The organism is Bradyrhizobium sp. 1(2017) (genome assembly GCF_011602485.2).
Lineage (GTDB): Bacteria > Pseudomonadota > Alphaproteobacteria > Rhizobiales > Xanthobacteraceae > Bradyrhizobium.
Genome location: NZ_CP050022.2, coordinates 284,913 through 301,612 on the forward strand (window position 1 = coordinate 284,913; position 16,700 = coordinate 301,612).

Here is a 16,700-nt window from a genome sequence, read left to right on the forward strand (position 1 = left end):
CTCCTACATCCCGCCCATCTTGCAGACCAGCTTCCACTCCTCCGCTGTCACCGGCTGCACTGACAGGCGCGAATATTTCACCAGCGCCATGTCTGCGAGCTTCGTCTCGGCCTTGATCGCGGCCATCGTCACCGGCGTCTTCAGGGGCTTGTCGGCTTTGATGTCGACGCAGACGAATTTTGCGGTCTTGTCGGTCGGGTCGGGATAGGCTTCCTTGATGATCTCGGCGATGCCGACGATCTCCTTGCCCTCGTTGGAATGATAGAAGAACGCCTTGTCGCCCTTCTTCATGGCGACGAGATTCTGGCGCGCGGTGTAATTGCGCACGCCGGTCCAGGCCTCGCCCTTGGCGCCCTTCGCGACCTGCTGGTCCCAGGACCACACCGACGGTTCGGATTTCACCAGCCAGTAGTTCATCGCACGCCCTATCCATTCGTCATGACCGGGCCTGTCCCTGCCATCCACGTCCATGCAACCCATTCAATATCAAGACGTGGATGCCCGCGACAAGCGCGGGCATGACGGGAAGGCGTCATTCCTCGGCCTTGAACGGCCGCGTCAGCAGTCCTTCGATCGCGGCGTCAATCGTCAGCCTGCCATCCAGGATGGCGGCTACCGCTTGCGAGACCGGCATGTCGACATTCCGCGCGGCCGCGAGCTCGACTAGCACCGGCGCAGTGAATGCACCCTCCGCAAGCTTGCCCGCCGGCGCCGCCTCGCCGCGACCGAGCGCAATACCGAGGGCGAAATTGCGCGATTGCGCGGTCGAGCAGCTCAGGAGCAGGTCGCCGAGGCCGGAGAGGCCCGAGAGCGTTTCCGCGCGCGCGCCGCAGGCACGGCCGAGCCGTGCCAGCTCGCTGAAGCCGCGCGTGGTCAGCGCGGCGAGTGCGGAGGCACCGAGGTTGCGGCCGACCACGATGCCAGCGGCAATCGCCAGCACGTTCTTGGCGGCGCCGCCGATCTCGACGCCACGGATGTCCGTCGTGTGATACGGCCTGAAGGTCGCCGATCCCAGCGCCTGCACCAGTCCGCTCGCCAGCGCTTCCTCCTTCGCTGCCAGCGTGACCGCGGTCGGCAGGCCGCGCGCGACGTCGTCGGCAAAGCTCGGACCCGACAGGATCGCCGGCAGCGCATGCGGCGCGGCTTCGATGATGACCTCGGTCATGAATTTGTGGGTGCCGTGCTCGATGCCCTTGGCACAGGCGACGACGGGTAGCGGCTTCGCCAGGTGCGAGGCCAGCAGGTTGACCGCGCCGCGCAGGTGCTGCGCCGGCGTCGCGACCAGCAGCATGTCGGCGCGCGCGGCGAGCGCCAGGTCGCTGGTCACGATGATCTCCGGCGCGATCCGCACGCCGGGCAGCCGTGGATTGTCGCGCGTCGCGGCGATCCGCGCCGCATGCTCGGCATTCCGTGCGCACAGTGTCACGTGCCGTCCCGCCCGTGCCGCGACGGTCGCGAGCGCCGTACCCCAGGCGCCGGCCCCGATCACCGCGACGGATTGGAACGCGGTCATCGCTAGAATCCTGCCCGCGTCTTGCCGTAACCCGCCGGTGCCGTCGCGTTGGCATCGAGCAGCCAGCGTGCACGCGGCTGGGCGTCCATCGTGTCGGTCATGCCGAGCGCGAGGCGCTCGGCGCCGGCCCAGGCGATCATCGCGCCATTGTCGGTGCAGAGTGCCGGCGGCGGCATGATCAGCTGGGTCCCGGCCTGCTGCGCGACGTCGTGCAGGGCGCCGCGGATGGCCTGATTGGCGGCCACGCCGCCGGCGGCCACGAGCGCACGCGGTGCGCCGAACTGCTCGCGGAAAAGTCTCAGGCCCATGCTCAGCCGATCCGCCGTCGAATCCAGCACGGCGGCCTGGAAGCTGGCGCAGAGGTCGCTAACGTCGTGCGGCGTGAGCTCACCCAGCCGGCTCGCTTCGGTGCGCACTGCGGTCTTCAACCCCGACAGCGAGAAATTGGCATCGGGGCGTCCCTGCATCGGACGTGGAAAGCCAAAGCGCGCAGCATCGCCGCTCGCCGCCGCGCGCTCGACCTCCGGACCGCCCGGATAGGGCAGGCCGAGCATCTTGGCGACCTTGTCGAAGGCTTCGCCAATGGCGTCGTCGACGGTGGTGCCGAGCCGCACATACTGGCCGACGCCGGTGACCGCAACGATCTGGGTGTGTCCGCCCGAGGCAAGGAACAGGCAATAGGGAAACTCGATCCCATCGGTGAGACGCGGCGTCAGCGCATGCGCTTCCAGGTGGTTCACTGCGACCAGCGGCGTGTCGTGCACCATCGCGATCGCCTTGGCGGTGGTGAGTCCGACGATGACGCCGCCGATAAGTCCCGGGCCTGCGGCGGCCGCGACACCGCCAAGCTGGTCAAAGCCGATTCCGGCCTCGCGCATCGCGCGGTCGACGATGCCGTCGAGCAGATCGACATGGGCGCGGGCCGCGATCTCGGGCACCACGCCGCCGAAGCGAGCGTGCTCTTCCACCTGCGAGCGCACGATGTTCGACAGAATCTTTCCGCTGCCATCGCCCGCGCGCTCGATCACGGCCGCGGCGGTCTCGTCGCAGGTGGTTTCGATGCCCAATACCAGCATTGGCGAATTGTTATCCAATTTGCGCCCTTGCGCTCATCCGGAAAGCAGAGTTCTGGTACGTCCGGTAGCATTCCGGGGATGGCTTGCGCAATCGTCACGCGCGATCGTCCTCGTCGGCGCCACCGCCAATTGGTTCGGGAACCAAGCGATGTCCATTCTTGTCACACGGCCGCATCCCGACAACGAGACGACGGCGGACAATCTGCGCGCGCGGGGACACGTGGTGTTGCTTGCGCCGGTGCTCAAGTTCGAGCCGGTCGTCTTTCATGACGAGGGCGAGGCCAGCTATGACGGCATCATCATCACCTCGACCAACGCGATCCGCGGCGCCGCGCTGCAATTGCGGGACCTTGGTCTGTTGAAATTGCCACTGTTTGCGGTCGGCGAGCACACGGCTGCCGCGGCGCGCGACGCCGGCTTTGCCGACGTCATCGCCGCCGGTGGCGATGCCGCGGCGTTGCGCGACAAGGTGGTGCGGAGTGCGCGCGACAAGGTGGTGAAGAAAACCAGCACGCTGCTTTACCTGGCGGGTGCGGACCTGTCGCGCGATCTCGGCGGCGAGCTCGGCGCCGAAGGGTTCAACGTGGTGACGCAGACCACCTATCGCATGGCGCCGGTCAAGGTGCTGCCGCGCGAGGTCTGTGATGGCTTTGCCGCTCATGGAATTGATGCGGTGCTGCACTACTCCCGACGCAGCGCTCGGGCGTTCCTGGACGCCGCACGGGACGAAGGTGTCGAAATTTCTGCGCTGGCGATACCGCAATGCTGCCTGTCCGAGACGATCGCCGGCGTGCTGCGCGAGGCCGGCGCATCGCAGGTTCTGGTGGCGGCAACGCCGGACGAAAATGCCCTATTCGACACCTTGGAGCGTGCTTTGCGCACCCGTTTGGCGTAAGAGGTCAGGCCGAATCCGGCTCAATCGGATCCGCTTTGGATCTGTGCAAGGTATGGAAGTGTGAGGAACCGTCACGATGGCCGACGACAAGCCGGAAGACGCAGGATTGGCCCCCGACACCGGTCGCGCCAAGCGCACCCCGCCCACCATCGACCTCGAGGCGACCAAAGTCTCGACCCAGCCGCAGGAGGTGGTGGGCGAGCCCGAGGCTCAACCGGCGCCGGAGCACGCCGACACCGAGCTGGCATCTTCCGAGCAGGCCAACTCCGAGCAAGCCAAGCCCGAGCAGGCTGACCCTGAGCCAGAGCGAGAGGAGGCGCAGGCCGCAATTGCGCCCGCTGCCACGTCGCCGCCGGTCTCGCCCTGGGTCGTTGCCCCGCTCTCCGGCGCTGCCGCAGCGGCAATCGTGATCGCGGTCGGCTGGATGCTGGGCTGGCCTGCGGTGCAGGCGCCGCCCGCCGCACCGCAAGTCACGAGCGCGACGGTCGATGCGCTGAGCGGGCGTGTCAGTGCAGTCGAGGCCAGGGCCGGCAAGCCCGTCGCCGACCCGGCGATGGTGGCGCGGATCGACGCGCTGGAGAAATCCCTCGGCAGCCTGCGCAACGACGTCGCCAATCTGCGCGCGCAATCCGACAAGGCCGTGAGCGGACTGAACGACGTGAAGTCCGCGCCAGGCGCCGCCTCGCCCGATCTTGCCGCCCTCAACGAGCGCATTGCGCAGATCGAACGTGCCAGCAGAACCGAACGGGCCGAGCTCGCGCAGCAGGGTGAGAAGATCGCCGACGTCAAGGCGATGGACGACAAGCCGCTGCGCAACGTGGTGGCGGCGGCGCTGCTCGACGTCGCCGTTCGCCATGGCGATCCCTATCAACAGCAATTGGCCGCGGCGCGCTCGCTGGCCGCCAAGCCCGACACGCTGAAGCCGCTCGACACCTTCGCGTCCTCAGGCATCCCGACGCCGGTCGCGCTCAGCCGCGAGCTGCTCAACATCGTGCCGAAGCTGTCGCCGCCGGCGGAACCCCAGGCCGGCGGCACCGGTATCGTCGAGCGTCTCCAGGCCGGCGCGTCAAAGCTCGTCCGCATCGAGCGTACCGACGGCGTCGGCAATGATCGCGGTGCCATCGTGGCGCGCGTCACTGCGGCGGCACTGCGCAACGATTTCGTCGAGGCACGCCGCGAGCTGAAGTTGCTGCCGGAGGCCGATCGCACCGCGGCGCAAGCCTGGCTCGACAAGGCCGATGCCCGCGACGCCGCACTCGCCGCATCCCGCAAATTCGCCGACGATGCCATGGCCGATCTCGCCAAATCTGGTCCAGCCAAATCTGATCCCGTCAAGCCCGCTCAATAAGGTTCGCGCAACAATCGGCGCGTATAGGGAACGTCATGCTTCGCATCGTCCTCTTTCTCATTCTGATTGCGCTGGCTGCGGCCGGCGGCGCCTGGGTTGCCGACCAGCCCGGCGAATTGGTTCTGACCTGGGGCGGTCTCCGCGCCACGACGACGTTTCCCGGATTCGTGCTCGGGCTCGGCATCTTCGCCGCCGCGACCGTGCTGGTCTGGAGCATCGTGACCATGGTCTGGCGCACGCCGGGGCGCTTGCGCCGCCGCCGTCACGAGAAGCGCCATGCACGCGGCCGCCACGCCATCACCCAAGGCCTGCTCGCGATCGGTCATGGCGACACTGCCCTCGCCCGCCGTCACGCGGATGCCGCGCGGCGGCATGCCGCGAACGATCCGCTCGCGCTGCTGCTGCACGCGCAGTCGGCGCAGCTCGAAGGCAATCGCGACGAGGCGCAGCGCGTCTTCCGCGCCATGGCCGAGCGCGAGGACACGCGTCTGCTCGGCCTGCGCGGCTTGTTCATCGAGGCGCAGCGCGCCGACGATGCGTTCGGCGCCGTGATGATCGCGGAGGAAGCCATCAAGCTGTCGCCGTCCTCGACCTGGGCTTCGCATGCGGTGCTCGGTTTCCGCTGCGCGCGCGGCGACTGGAGCGGCGCACTCGCGATCCTCGATTCAAATCTGTCCGCAGGCCTGGTCGACAAGCAGGCCTATCGCCGGCAGCGCGGGGTGCTGCTCACGGCGCGCGCGCTGGAATCGGAAACCGTTGATCGCGACGTCGCGCGCGAAAACGTGATGGAGGCGGTCAAGCTCGCGCCGACCCTGGTGCCGGCCGCGGTGCTCGCCGCGAAATTCGAAAGCGAGGCGCATCAGGTGCGCCGCGCCATGAAGCTGGTCGAGGCCGCCTGGCTCGCCAATCCGCATCCCGATCTCGCCGATGCCTATGCGCATGTGAAGCTCGGCGATACCGCGTGGCACCGCTTGCAGCGGATCGAAACGCTTGCGGCCAAGACGCCAGCCGACAAGCCCGGTCACGTCGAGGGCCAGCTCGCGATCGCACGCGCCGCGATCGATGCCTCCGAGTTCGTCCGCGCGCGCGAGGTGCTCGCGCCTTACCTCAAGGATCCGACGCAGCGCGTCGCGTTGCTGATGGCCGAGCTCGAGCGCACCGAACATGGCGACGGCGGCCGTGCCCGCGCCTGGACCTTGCGCGCGGTGCGCGCCCGCCTCGATCCGGCCTGGACCGCGGACGGCTATGTCAGCGACCGCTGGCGTCCAGTCTCCCCGGTCACCGGCCGCCTCGATGCCTTCCAGTGGCAGACGCCCGTCGCGAGCCTGCCGTCCGACAAGGGCACGATGATCGAGTCCTCGGCCTTCGAGGAAGCCATGCTGGCGGCCCCACCGCCGAAGCGGGTGACGGCGGCCCCGAGCCAGACCCCGGTGGAACCGCCGGCCGCGGCCCCGGCCCCAGCGCCGGCTGCCCAGGACAATTCGCCTCCTCAGGCCAAGGAACCTGAGAAGGAACCTGAGAAGCAAGCCGCCAAGGAAGTTCCCAAGGACGCTGCACAGGAAGCTGACAGGGAAATCGCCACGGAACAGCCGGCGGCCACGCCCGCCGAGCGCACTGATCCCGCGCCCGCCGAATCGCCGCCGCCACCGGCAACGCCGGTGTTCCGGACCCGTGCCGATCTCGGCAAGCCCGGACCGGCCCCGATCCCCGTGATCCCGATCGTCCGCGCGCCGGATGATCCCGGAATCGATGACGAGGGCCCAAGCGATGAATTTACGGAGCAAATCGGCACGCCAAAGGCCCATGCAAAGGCTCAGGCCGGCGGTTGGCGCGGATTCTGGTCCCGCTGGGGCGCGTGAGGGGTATTTCGAACGCCGCTTGTCCTTGCCAATTCGGGCCATGCCCGATATCAGGGGCGCGCGTATCGGGGCCGGCACCGTCCGGGCTCCGGCAGGGTTCGCCGCAATAGCTCAGTCGGTAGAGCACGTCATTCGTAATGACGGGGTCGGGGGTTCGAATCCCTCTTGCGGCACCAGCGCCTCGACCACCCAATCTGCCATCACCCAATCTGTCAGGAGAAGGTCCCGGTCAGTGCGTTCGACGCCTTGCCCGCGATGCTGGTGTTGGTCCATGCGTCGGCGACGAGCTCATCTCGGGCATGGGACGCGGAAAAGGGCATCTGCCTGCTGTCGGCGCGCGTGCTGACCGCAGCCCGCGGGTTCGACATCGAGCGGCGGCTTGTGTGACACCGATCACTTCATCATGGGCATGTCTCCCGTAATGTCCCGGTCACGCCAACACGGGGAGACTTCACATGCGCAAGATCATTCTGGTTGCCGCCATGCTCCTGGCCTCCGCATCAGCCCAGGCAGACGGCTCCCGCAGCCTGACCTTGTCGGCCGCGGGCGCTCCGGCCACTGCTCCGCAAACCACGCCGACATCGGTGACCAGCGCGACGACCCAGCTGAGCGAATCCGCGCCGGCCACAGAGGCTCCGAAATATTCCGATCGTCCGCCGGCGGTGTCGCTCTCCGCACCGGCTGCTGCGACCGCTCCGGCGGTGGCGGCGCCGCCGCCAACTCCCGCGCCGGTCGCGACGACCAAGCCTGCCACCAAGGTCACGGCAAAGGCGAACAAGCCGAAGCACACGCGCAGCTGGACCGAGCGCCGCATCATCAGCGAGCTGCACCGCCACGGCATCTATTGGTAAGCCGTCCGACCAAAACAAATGGCCGGGCGAGAGCCCGGCCATGCGCATGTTGAAATGGTGGTCGCGCTTACTGAGAGACGGTCTGCACCACGCTTGCGATCGGACGCGCGCTCGAGGTCGGCACCTTCAGCTCCTTCAGCAGCGCCTCGTCATATTCCGGCAGCGTCTGGAAGGTCGTCTTGGCCTTCATCTGGACGACCTTGTAGCCGCCGGCCTTGAGCCGCGCGAGCAGCGTCGGCATGGCCAAGCCCGTATTCTTCTGGAAATCGTGCATCAGGATGATGCCCTTGCCGAGCTTGTCGAGCCTGGTCATGACGGTTTCGACGATCTTCTCCGGCGTCGCGCCCTTCCTGAAGTCGAAAGAGTCGATCTCGGTCGAGAACATCGCGACGTTCCGGGTGCCGAAATAGGCCACCATCGCAGGATTGTGCTGAAGCTGCGGGAAGCGGAAGAACGGCGCCGGGTTGGTGCCGAGCGCGAACCTCACCGCGCTAAAACCCTTCTCGACCTCGTCCTTGACCTGCTGCTCCGTCATCTTCTTGCTGTTCAGGTTGACATGCGACCAGGTGTGGGTGCCGACCGTGTGGCCCTGCGCCAGCACCTGTTTCAGGATCTCCGGATGATAGGTCGCGTGCTTGCCGACCGAGAAGAACAGGCCCTTGGTGCATTCGTCCGCGAGCGCCTTGAGCACCGCGGGCGTGTTGACCGGCCACGGACCGTCGTCGAAGGTCAGCACGACCTCCTTGTCGGTGAGGAAGTCGAACTGCTTGAAGTGCTCGAAGCCGAAGCCGGGACCGCCCGTGGTGTCGATCTCGACCACGCGTGCGACACCGAGCGCGTTCGGATTGGCGCAGACCTGCTTCTGCTGCACCGGCATGGCAGGGACGGGCGCAGGTGCAGGAGCAGCCGGCGCCGGTTTGGCCGCGATCGCCGCGGTGGTTTCGACGTCGTTCTTGGCGCTGAGCTTCGCCGGTGCCGGCAACGGATCGGCAGCACGGGCGGCAACTGTCTTGGGGGCGCCCTGATCGGCGCGTGAGGAATAATAAAACCAACCGCCGGCGGCAATCACGACCGCCGCAACTACACTGGCCAGCATCAGGCCCAACGCGTTACGCATCGCTATTCTTTCCAATTACGCAACCAAACCGGCGGAATCTCCCGCGCGACGAGCCATTAATGCGAAGGAACAGTTAACGTGACACCAACACGACAGCGGTTGTGGAGGAATTTCAGCGAGGTGCGCCAAAGTGACTGAGGTCACGAAGCCCGTGCTTCCCGTGACCATCATCACAGTGGAAACGGATTTGCTGGAGCATCGTAGTTCCCATCAACAGCGGGCCCGCCAGCGGCGGTGCCAATGGGAGCTTCAAATGACCAAGTCCTTTTCTGCCGAATCTTCTTCCGCTAAGTCCCTGACGAGCAGGATCCGCGACACCGGCCTGGCCTTCGGCTTTGCCGCGATCGTCTCGATCGTCTCGACGACGTCGAGCTTTGCCTTCTCGTCCGAGGCGCAGCAGATGTGCACCGGCGATGCCTTCCGCCTGTGCTCGGCGGAAATCCCCAACATCCCGAAGATCACCGCCTGCATGATCAAGCATCGTTCGGATCTGAGCGCCGGCTGCCGCGCCGTGATGGACAAGACTCTCGCCAAGGGCGCGTCGCGCAAGGTCGCTGACGCCCAGGGCCAGCAGTAAGCAACGCTGCGACCGTTGCGTCGCTCAGCTCCCCTCGCGACGTGCCCCGGCCTCGAAGCCGAGGCCACGCGGCACATGAGGCCGAGCAACAAAGCCGTTGCGGCCCCGGGTTCGTCGCACTAGCTTCGCCCCGCACATTCTTTCGGGTAAGAGGCATTTCGCGATGGTCAGATTTCTTTTCATCATTCCTTTGCTGCTGTGCGCATCGGCTGCATCCGCGCAACAGCGGCCCGGCCATGATGCCTGCGCGCGCGACGTCTCGCGTTTCTGCCGCCCCGTGATGAACAATGGCGATGGCGCCGTGCTCGCCTGCCTCAAGCAGAACCGCAGCCGGCTGAGCAAAGGCTGCGACAAGGTACTGACGGATCACGGTCAGTAGTGATGTCGTGGCCCGGATGAGCGCAGCGATATCCGGGACGCTTGACCCCGCATGTCGCTTCGCTCATGCGGGGCTACGATCAGACAAGACCTACGTGCTGCTCCCCGCCGCGGTCGCGACCACCGGCAGCACCTCGCTGTTGGCGCGGTCCGGCGTCTCCTCCTTCCAGCGCACCGAGCCGAATGGACGCTCCAGCATGCGGCGGATCCGCACCGGCTCTGGGCCGATGTGGAAGGCGATCGCCTCCTGGTGCAGCGCGCGTTCGGACTGGGTCGAGCGGTTGCGCTGGCGCAGATAGTCGAGCCAGGTCGGACAGTGATAGCGCTCGGTCCACAATTCGGGATCGGCGATGTCGCGGGCGATCGACCAGCCATAGGCGCCGTTGCGCTGGCGCGAGAGCTGCACGTCCTGCATCACGTTGTGGAAGGCGCGCGCGTTCTCCTGGGCGACCCGGTATTCGATCTCGACCACCAGCGGTCCGCTGCGGCCGGTGAGCGAGAGCTTCACCTCGGGATCGGCCAGCACCTCGGCATCCTCGTTGCGGGCGCCGACGCGCGGCATCGTCAGCCAGATGCCGAGCAGCGGCGAGATCAGCATCAGGCCGGCCGCCGTCAGCAGCGCGATCTCGACCCCGGCATGATCGGTGAGATGGCCCCAGCCCCAGGCACCGACCGCGATGCCGCCGGAGATCGAGGCCTGGAACGCCGCGAGCGAGCGCCCGGCGACCCAGCGCGGCGCCGAGAGCTGCACGCCGATGTTGAACAGTGCGATTGCCGCCATCCAGACTGCCCCGGCGAGCACCAGCGCGGTCGCCGACAGCACCGGCTCCGTGCTCACGGCGAGTGCGGCCATCGCGAAAGCCATCGAAATGGTGCAGGCGCGGATCGCGGCCTCGCCGCTCATGCGCTTGCGTAATTCGTGGATGTTGAGCGCGCCGATGACCGCGCCCATGCCGAAGGCGCCGAGCATGATGCCGTAGGTCTGCGCGCCGCCATGCAAGAGGTCGCGCGCGACCAGCGGCATCAGCGCCATGATGGCACCGCCGATCAGGCCCATGACCAGCGTGCGCAGCAGCACGATCTTGATCGGCGGCGAATTGGTGATGTAGCGGAAGCCCGAGACCATGGCACGGTTGAGCTTCTCGCGCGGCAGGCGCGAGGGTTCGGTGTTGCGGCGCCAGAGCAGCAGCACCACCAGCAGCGGCAGATAGAGGATCGCATTGCAGGCGAACGCCGCGACCGCGCCGAGCGAGGCGACGATGACGCCGCCGACCGCGGGGCCGAAGCTGCGTGCGATGTTGTAGCTGATGCCGTTCAGCGCCACCGCGGACGCCAGGGCCTCGGGCGGCACCTGTTCGCTGACCGAGGACTGCCAGGCTGGTCCGAACAGCGCATTGCCGCTGCCCACCACGAAGCAGAAGACGAGCAGCAATTCCGGGGAGATCAGGTTGAAGCCGGCCAGCACGGTGAGCGCGCTCGCGCCGACCAGCGCGATCATCAGCGAGACCAGGGTGACGATGCGGCGGTCATACATGTCGGCGATGGCGCCGGCGGGCATCGAGATCAGCATGATCGGCAGCATGAGTGCGGTCTGCACCAGCGCCACCTTGTCGGCCGAGGCCGCCATCTGCGTCATCGCCCAGGCCGCGCCCACGCCCTGGATCAGGAGGCCGAGATTGGAGAGCAGGCTGGCGAGCCAGATGCGCCGGAACAGCGTGTACCGCAAGGGGGCGGTGATGCCCTCGCCGGTAAATGTCTGACGGTTCGTCTGCTCGGTCATACTCCCCTTCCATGTCGGGTGTAAGAAGTGGTCCTGGCGATTCCGGCATGTTCAGTGATGCCTGCGAAAGTCCTTCGCTGTCCAGTGGTTAGGCCGCTATAAGCGGTGCAAAGAGCGGCTTGCCGGGGAGGAACATATGACGTTGTCGCGACGGACGATCCTGCTAGGAGCGGGCAGCCTGCCTTTCGCGGTTGCGAACTTTCAAATCGGCGCGATCGCCCAGCCCGCACCTGCCGCGCCAAGCACCGAGGTGCCCCCGATCCTGTTCGTCCATGGCAATGGCGACTACGACGCGCTCTGGATGACGACCCTGTGGCGGATGGAATCCAACGGCATTGCGCGCGATCGCATGATGGCGATCAATTTCACCGATCCGCTTGCCCGCAGCGACGACAAGGTCGAGCAGGCGAACCGGTCCTCGACCGAGGACCAACGCCGCGAGCTCGCCGCTGCCATCGCCGAATTGAAGCGCCGCACCGGCGCGTCCCGCGTGGCACTGGTCGGCAGCTCCCGCGGTGGCTACGCCATCCGCAACGTCATCAAGAACGGCGGTGCCGGCGATGTCAGCCACGCTGTCCTGTGCGGCACGCCCAATCACGGCGTGTTCGCAACCGACGACCAGCCGAACAACGAGTTCAACGGCCGCGGCACCTTCCTGCGCAGCCTGAACGAGGGCGAGAGCGAGGTGACGCCGGGCGTTGCCTTCCTGACGCTGCGCAGCGACGGTCTGGACAAATACGCGCAATCCGATGGCCGCTTCATCGGCAAGCCCGGCACGCCGACCGGTGTCACGAATGAAGGGCCGGAGCTGAAGGGCGCCGCCAATCTCGTGCTCGGCGCGCTTGACCATCGCGAGGTGGCGTTTCATCCGCGCGCTTTCCGCGAGATCTACAAGTTCATCGCCGGCCGTGAGCCCACGCGCATCGCGATCGTGCCGGAGGCCAGCGTGAAGCTGAGCGGCTTGGTCACGGGCGCGCCGGGCGGCGTGTCGACCAACCGTCCAGTCGCCGGCGCAACCGTCGATATCTTCCGCGTCGATCCTGATACCGGCGAGCGCAAGGGCGAGGCGCTGCACAGCTCGAAGACCGGTGCCGACGGCCGCTGGGGACCGGCGCAGGTCGATTCCGCCTGGTCGCTCGAATTCGTCCTGGCTTCGCCGGGCGCGCCGACGACGCACATCTACCGTTCGCCTTTCCCGCGCTCGTCCGAGGTCGTGCATCTGAGGCCTGCGCGTCCGCTCGGGCCGGCCGACAAGGACGCCGGTGCTGTGGTGATCATGTCGCGGCCGCGCGGCTATTTCGGCCTGCCGCGGGACGTGGTGCTGCTCGACGGCAAGGAGCCGGCCGACGTCAAGCCGGGGGTGCCCACGGATGCGGCAGCCACATTGCGGCTTGCGGCGGGCGAGGTCGGACGTAACATCGTGGCCCAGTTCGGCGAAGAACGGATTGTGGCGCGCGGCTGGCCTGCCGCCGAAAACAGGATTGCGATTGCCGAGCTGACTTACTAGCTGTTTGCTTGCGTCACATCTGCGGGAGAGAGCCATGAACATCGCCAGCGTGCGTCGGCCCATCATCCCTCCGGCTCCCCCGCGCGCCCCGGACGAGATGTCGTTCCTTGCCCGGGTTGCGGTGATCCGCCGGAACATGATCGCAACCTGGGGGCAGCGCGCCTACGAGGAAGACGTCATCCAGGGTCGTTTTTTCTTCCGCAACAGCTTCATCCTGAACCAGCCCGATGCGATCCGGCACGTCCTGCTCAGCAATTACGAGAATTATACGCGCACGCCGGCCGGGATCCGCATGCTGCGTCCCGTGCTCGGTGACGGCCTCCTGATCGCCGAAGGCCATTCCTGGACGTTTCAGCGCCGCACGCTCGCCCCGGCCTTCACGCCGCGCGCCACCGCGAATCTCGTTCCGCACATGACGGCGGTGCTCGACGAGACCATCGCAAAGCTGGATGCGCGCGCGGGTGAAGACATCGACCTGCGCGAGGTCATGCAGCGCATGACGCTCGAGATCGCGGGGCGCACGATGTTCTCGTTCGGCATGGACCGGCATGGCGCGACCTTGCGCAATTTCATCATGGAATATGCCGCCCGGCTGGGACGCCCCTATTTCCTCGACATGCTGCTGCCGGTGTCCTGGCCGAGCCCGATGGATTTTGCCCGCGCCCGTTTCCGCAAGCGCTGGACGGAATTCGTCGCGATGCTGATCGCGGAGCGGCGTGCGATGGGCAAAAAGGAAGGCGCGCCGCCGCGCGACCTGTTCGATCTCATGGACGCAGCGCGCGATCCCGAAACAGGCAAGGGCTTTTCCGACGAGCAGCTCGTCGACGAGGTCGCGACCATGATTCTGGCCGGCCACGAGACCACGGCGACGGCGCTGTTCTGGGCGCTCTATCTGCTCGCGCTCGATCCGGAAACGCAGGAAGAGGTGGCGTCCGAGACGCGCGGCGAGCATCTCGACAGCATGGCCGACATCGATCGCCAGACATTCACCCGCGCGGTGATCGAAGAGACGATGCGGCTCTATCCGCCGGCCTTCCTGGTGGCGCGCGCCGCGCGCGACAAGGACAATGCAGCGGGCGTCGAGATCGCCAAGGGCGACATCATCATGATCGCGCCCTGGCTGCTGCACCGGCACGAGAAGCTGTGGGATCAGCCGAACGCGTTCATTCCAAAGCGCTTCATGTCGAACGAGGCGCCCGACCGGTTCGCCTATCTGCCGTTTGGCGCGGGTCCACGCGTCTGCATCGGTGCGCCGTTCGCGCAGGCCGAATCTGTGCTGGCGTTGGCCCGGCTGATCGGCGCGTTCCGTGTCGAGCTCGCCGATCCGACCAGTCCCGTGATCCCGCTCGGCGTCGTCACGACCCAGCCGGACCATTCACCCTTGTACCGCATCACGCGTCGGTGACGGGCGCTTGCCTGGTCGCTGGCGTGATCCATCCGAGATAGAGTTCCGCCATGAGCGACATTCAGGCCCAGTTGTCCGTTCTGAAACAGACCGCCGATGCAAAGGTGGTCGATGAGATTGCGCGCCTCATCGAAGACGGCGAGGATCACGAGCTCAATCGCGTCAATGTCCTTGATTTCTCCAGGCAGCATGGCGTCGACGAAGAACACGCGATCTCCGCCTTCCTGCATTCGGCGCGGCTCGGGCTGTTCGATCTCGGCTGGAACGTGCTGTGCCCGGGCTGCGGCGGCGTGCTCGGCGCGCACTCGACGTTGAAGGCACTCAAGCCCGACGATTATCACTGCGCGCTCTGCGCTTGCGGCTACAAGGCTTCGGTCGACGACCAGGTCGAGGTTTCCTTCACCGTGAATCCGCGCGTCCGGCGCATCGCGTCGCACGATCCCGATACGCTTCCGGTGTGGGAATATTTCAAGCAGGTGTTCTGGAGCTCCGGCGTCGACTTCAACAAGGAATCGTTCGCAACGCTCGCCAATGAGGTGACGCTGGATACGATGGAGCTGCCGGCCGGCGAGAAAGCGACCATGTCGCTGCAGCTGCCGGGCGACTTCGTCATCATCTTCGAGCCGGTGACGCACGCCGCGCATTTCATCGACGTCCAGGGCGAGCCGACCAGGGACCGCCAGCAGCTCGCCATCATGTACAACAAGGTGCAGGCCCCGACGGGAACCACGACGATGCGGCCGGGTCCGCTGCGGCTGTCGCTGGAAAACCAGGCCGGCGTGCGTGTGCTGCCGTCGGTGTTCATCGCAGCCGAGGCGCTTCATCATCTGATCGGCAAGCGCAAGCCGTTCCTTACCGCCAAGCGGATGCTGTCGAACCAGACCTTTCGCGACGTCTTCAAGGCGGACAATCTCAGCCTCGACCAGCGTCTCCAGATCACGTCGCTGACCTTCCTGTTCACCGATCTGAAGGGCTCGACCGCGCTTTACGAGCGCGTCGGAGATCTCGCCGCCTTCGATCTCGTGCGCGCGCATTTCCATGCGCTGCTCGAGATCATCTCCTCCGAGAAGGGCGCGGTGGTGAAGACGATCGGCGATGCCGTGATGGCGACCTTCGTCCGTCCCGAGCACGCCATCGCCGCCGGCCTGCGGATGCGCGCGGCGATGGACGAGCTCAACAAGCAGCGCGGCACCGCCGATCTCATCGTCAAGATCGGCATCCATGAAGGTCCGTGCCTCGCGGTGATGCTGAACGAGCGGCAGGATTATTTCGGCCAGACCGTCAACATCGCCGCCCGCGTGCAGAGTTTGTCGACCGCGCAAGAGATCCACATCACTGGTCCGGTGCTCGATGCGCCCGCGGTCGCCGAGGTGCTCGAGCAGCGTGCGATCAAGCCAATCCAGAAGCAGGCCGCCTTGCGCGGCATTGCCGACAAGATGGTGGTGTACGAGATACCGTGAGGGCAGTGGTGGCTGCTGCATTCTCCGTCATTGCGAGCGCAGCGAAACAATCCAGAATCTTTCCACGGAAAGACTCTGGATTGTTTCGTCGCGAGGGCTCCTCGCAATGACGATGTGGGAGCAGATGATCACCCCAAATACGGTCGTCAGGCACGGCCATGGCGGCACCAGTCCGGTCATATTGCCGAAACGTAATGCAGCGCGCGGAACTGCCGCACATTGCGCCGGTTGAGTTTGCTGCTCATATGATGCTGGTAGCGGCCGCCCCTCGCGGCTTCATTGACCTCGGTAGGATTCTATGCTCGACGGCCTGCGCCAATTCATTGCCGACATTGTTGCTCCCCAAGACCACGACCGCGCATTTGGCGACAGCGACTATCGGCTGGCGGCCACTGCGCTGCTGGTTCACGTGGTCTCGCTGGACGGCCAGCCGAGCGCGGCCGAGCAGCGCAAGCTGCACGGCCTGATTGAAAGCCATTTCGGGCTCGACCGGGGCACCGCGGACCGGCTGATCGCGGACGCCACCCAGGTCGAGGGCGAGGCGGTCGATCTCTATCATTTCACCAGCGTCATCATGCGCTCGCTCGACGAGGACGGCCGCAAGCGCATCGTGCAGATGATGTGGGAGCTGGTCTATGCCGATGGGCAGGTCAGCGAGTTCGAGGACAACGTCGTCTGGCGCGCGTCCGACCTGCTCGGGATATCCCAGCGCGACCGGATCGAGCTGAAGCACGCGGTTGCCGAACATGTCGGCAGTCAGGTGAAGGACGGTGCCGCCGGCGGCTGACGGCTCCGGTGTCGGCCGATCGCGGTCTGCGCGAAGACATGACGAAATTTTAATTTATTCGTCGCCTGCGCCGAATTCGCCTGCAAATCAACGGTTTCTCGAGATGGTCTGTCGTCGTGCCCGAGCGGCCATGTCGCCGGCGCGGCT

The 16,700-nt window shown here is 66.3% G+C and carries 16 protein-coding genes and 1 tRNA gene; 12 read left to right on the top strand and 5 right to left on the bottom strand.

Annotated elements, in window-relative coordinates; genetic code table 11:
- Positions 1-3 precede the first annotated feature (3 nt).
- The 3 genes from HAP40_RS01340 to tsaD form a co-directional block, all read right to left on the bottom strand.
- Positions 4-417: an EVE domain-containing protein gene (locus HAP40_RS01340; protein ID WP_166811485.1), complete on the bottom strand. Its 414-nt coding sequence runs from the start codon at positions 415-417 to the stop codon at positions 4-6.
- 115 nt (positions 418-532) lie between these two features.
- Positions 533-1,513, bottom strand: coding sequence for an NAD(P)H-dependent glycerol-3-phosphate dehydrogenase (locus HAP40_RS01345; protein WP_166811483.1), 981 nt, complete (start codon positions 1,511-1,513; stop codon positions 533-535).
- 2 nt (positions 1,514-1,515) lie between these two features.
- On the bottom strand, positions 1,516-2,589 hold the full coding sequence (gene tsaD, locus HAP40_RS01350; protein WP_166811481.1) for a tRNA (adenosine(37)-N6)-threonylcarbamoyltransferase complex transferase subunit TsaD: 1,074 nt from the start codon (positions 2,587-2,589) through the stop codon (positions 1,516-1,518).
- Positions 2,590-2,737: 148 nt separating this feature from the next.
- On the opposite strand from tsaD, the gene HAP40_RS01355 reads away from it, so the two are divergent.
- The 6 genes from HAP40_RS01355 to HAP40_RS01380 all read left to right on the top strand — a co-directional run bounded on the left by HAP40_RS01355 (position 2,738) and on the right by HAP40_RS01380 (position 7,542).
- Positions 2,738-3,484, top strand: a complete 747-nt coding sequence (locus HAP40_RS01355; RefSeq protein ID WP_166811479.1) for a uroporphyrinogen-III synthase — start codon at positions 2,738-2,740, stop codon at positions 3,482-3,484.
- A gap of 76 nt (positions 3,485-3,560) precedes the next feature.
- Complete coding sequence (locus HAP40_RS01360; protein WP_166811477.1) at positions 3,561-4,832, top strand: COG4223 family protein; 1,272 nt, start codon at positions 3,561-3,563, stop codon at positions 4,830-4,832.
- 35 nt (positions 4,833-4,867) lie between these two features.
- Positions 4,868-6,691, top strand: a complete 1,824-nt coding sequence (locus HAP40_RS01365; RefSeq protein WP_166811475.1) for a heme biosynthesis protein HemY — start codon at positions 4,868-4,870, stop codon at positions 6,689-6,691.
- 100 nt (positions 6,692-6,791) lie between these two features.
- Positions 6,792-6,867, top strand: a tRNA-Thr gene (locus tag HAP40_RS01370).
- A complete protein-coding gene (locus tag HAP40_RS01375) occupies positions 6,857-7,078 on the top strand; it encodes a hypothetical protein (protein WP_166811473.1) in 222 nt (73 codons plus the stop codon). The genes HAP40_RS01370 and HAP40_RS01375 overlap by 11 nt, the downstream gene beginning before the upstream one ends.
- A gap of 68 nt (positions 7,079-7,146) precedes the next feature.
- Positions 7,147-7,542 (top strand): hypothetical protein, encoded by a 396-nt coding sequence (locus tag HAP40_RS01380; RefSeq protein WP_166811471.1) that lies wholly within the window; start codon positions 7,147-7,149, stop codon positions 7,540-7,542.
- Between the two features lie 67 nt (positions 7,543-7,609).
- On the opposite strand, the gene HAP40_RS01385 is transcribed toward HAP40_RS01380, so the two are convergent.
- Positions 7,610-8,659: a polysaccharide deacetylase family protein gene (locus HAP40_RS01385; protein ID WP_166811469.1), complete on the bottom strand. Its 1,050-nt coding sequence runs from the start codon at positions 8,657-8,659 to the stop codon at positions 7,610-7,612.
- A 253-nt stretch (positions 8,660-8,912) separates the two neighbouring features.
- On the opposite strand from HAP40_RS01385, the gene HAP40_RS01390 reads away from it, so the two are divergent.
- The gene (locus tag HAP40_RS01390) at positions 8,913-9,236 is read left to right on the top strand and encodes a hypothetical protein (RefSeq protein ID WP_166811467.1); all 324 of its coding nucleotides are present in this window, start codon (positions 8,913-8,915) and stop codon (positions 9,234-9,236) included.
- Positions 9,237-9,399: 163 nt separating this feature from the next.
- Positions 9,400-9,615, top strand: coding sequence for a cysteine rich repeat-containing protein (locus tag HAP40_RS01395; protein WP_166811465.1), 216 nt, complete (start codon positions 9,400-9,402; stop codon positions 9,613-9,615).
- Positions 9,616-9,705: 90 nt separating this feature from the next.
- Here the strand turns inward: HAP40_RS01395 and HAP40_RS01400 are convergent, their stop codons facing one another.
- The gene (locus HAP40_RS01400) at positions 9,706-11,394 is read right to left on the bottom strand and encodes an MFS transporter (protein ID WP_166811463.1); all 1,689 of its coding nucleotides are present in this window, start codon (positions 11,392-11,394) and stop codon (positions 9,706-9,708) included.
- A 136-nt stretch (positions 11,395-11,530) separates the two neighbouring features.
- On the opposite strand from HAP40_RS01400, the gene HAP40_RS01405 reads away from it, so the two are divergent.
- From HAP40_RS01405 to HAP40_RS01420, 4 genes are all read left to right on the top strand, one after another.
- Positions 11,531-12,901: a hydrolase gene (locus tag HAP40_RS01405; protein WP_166811461.1), complete on the top strand. Its 1,371-nt coding sequence runs from the start codon at positions 11,531-11,533 to the stop codon at positions 12,899-12,901.
- 34 nt (positions 12,902-12,935) lie between these two features.
- Positions 12,936-14,306, top strand: a complete 1,371-nt coding sequence (locus HAP40_RS01410; protein ID WP_166811459.1) for a cytochrome P450 — start codon at positions 12,936-12,938, stop codon at positions 14,304-14,306.
- A 50-nt stretch (positions 14,307-14,356) separates the two neighbouring features.
- Positions 14,357-15,766: an adenylate/guanylate cyclase domain-containing protein gene (locus tag HAP40_RS01415; protein ID WP_166811457.1), complete on the top strand. Its 1,410-nt coding sequence runs from the start codon at positions 14,357-14,359 to the stop codon at positions 15,764-15,766.
- Positions 15,767-16,064: 298 nt separating this feature from the next.
- Entirely contained in the window at positions 16,065-16,553 is a 489-nt protein-coding gene (locus tag HAP40_RS01420; RefSeq protein WP_166811455.1) for a TerB family tellurite resistance protein, read from the top strand.
- Positions 16,554-16,700: the final 147 nt, after the last annotated feature.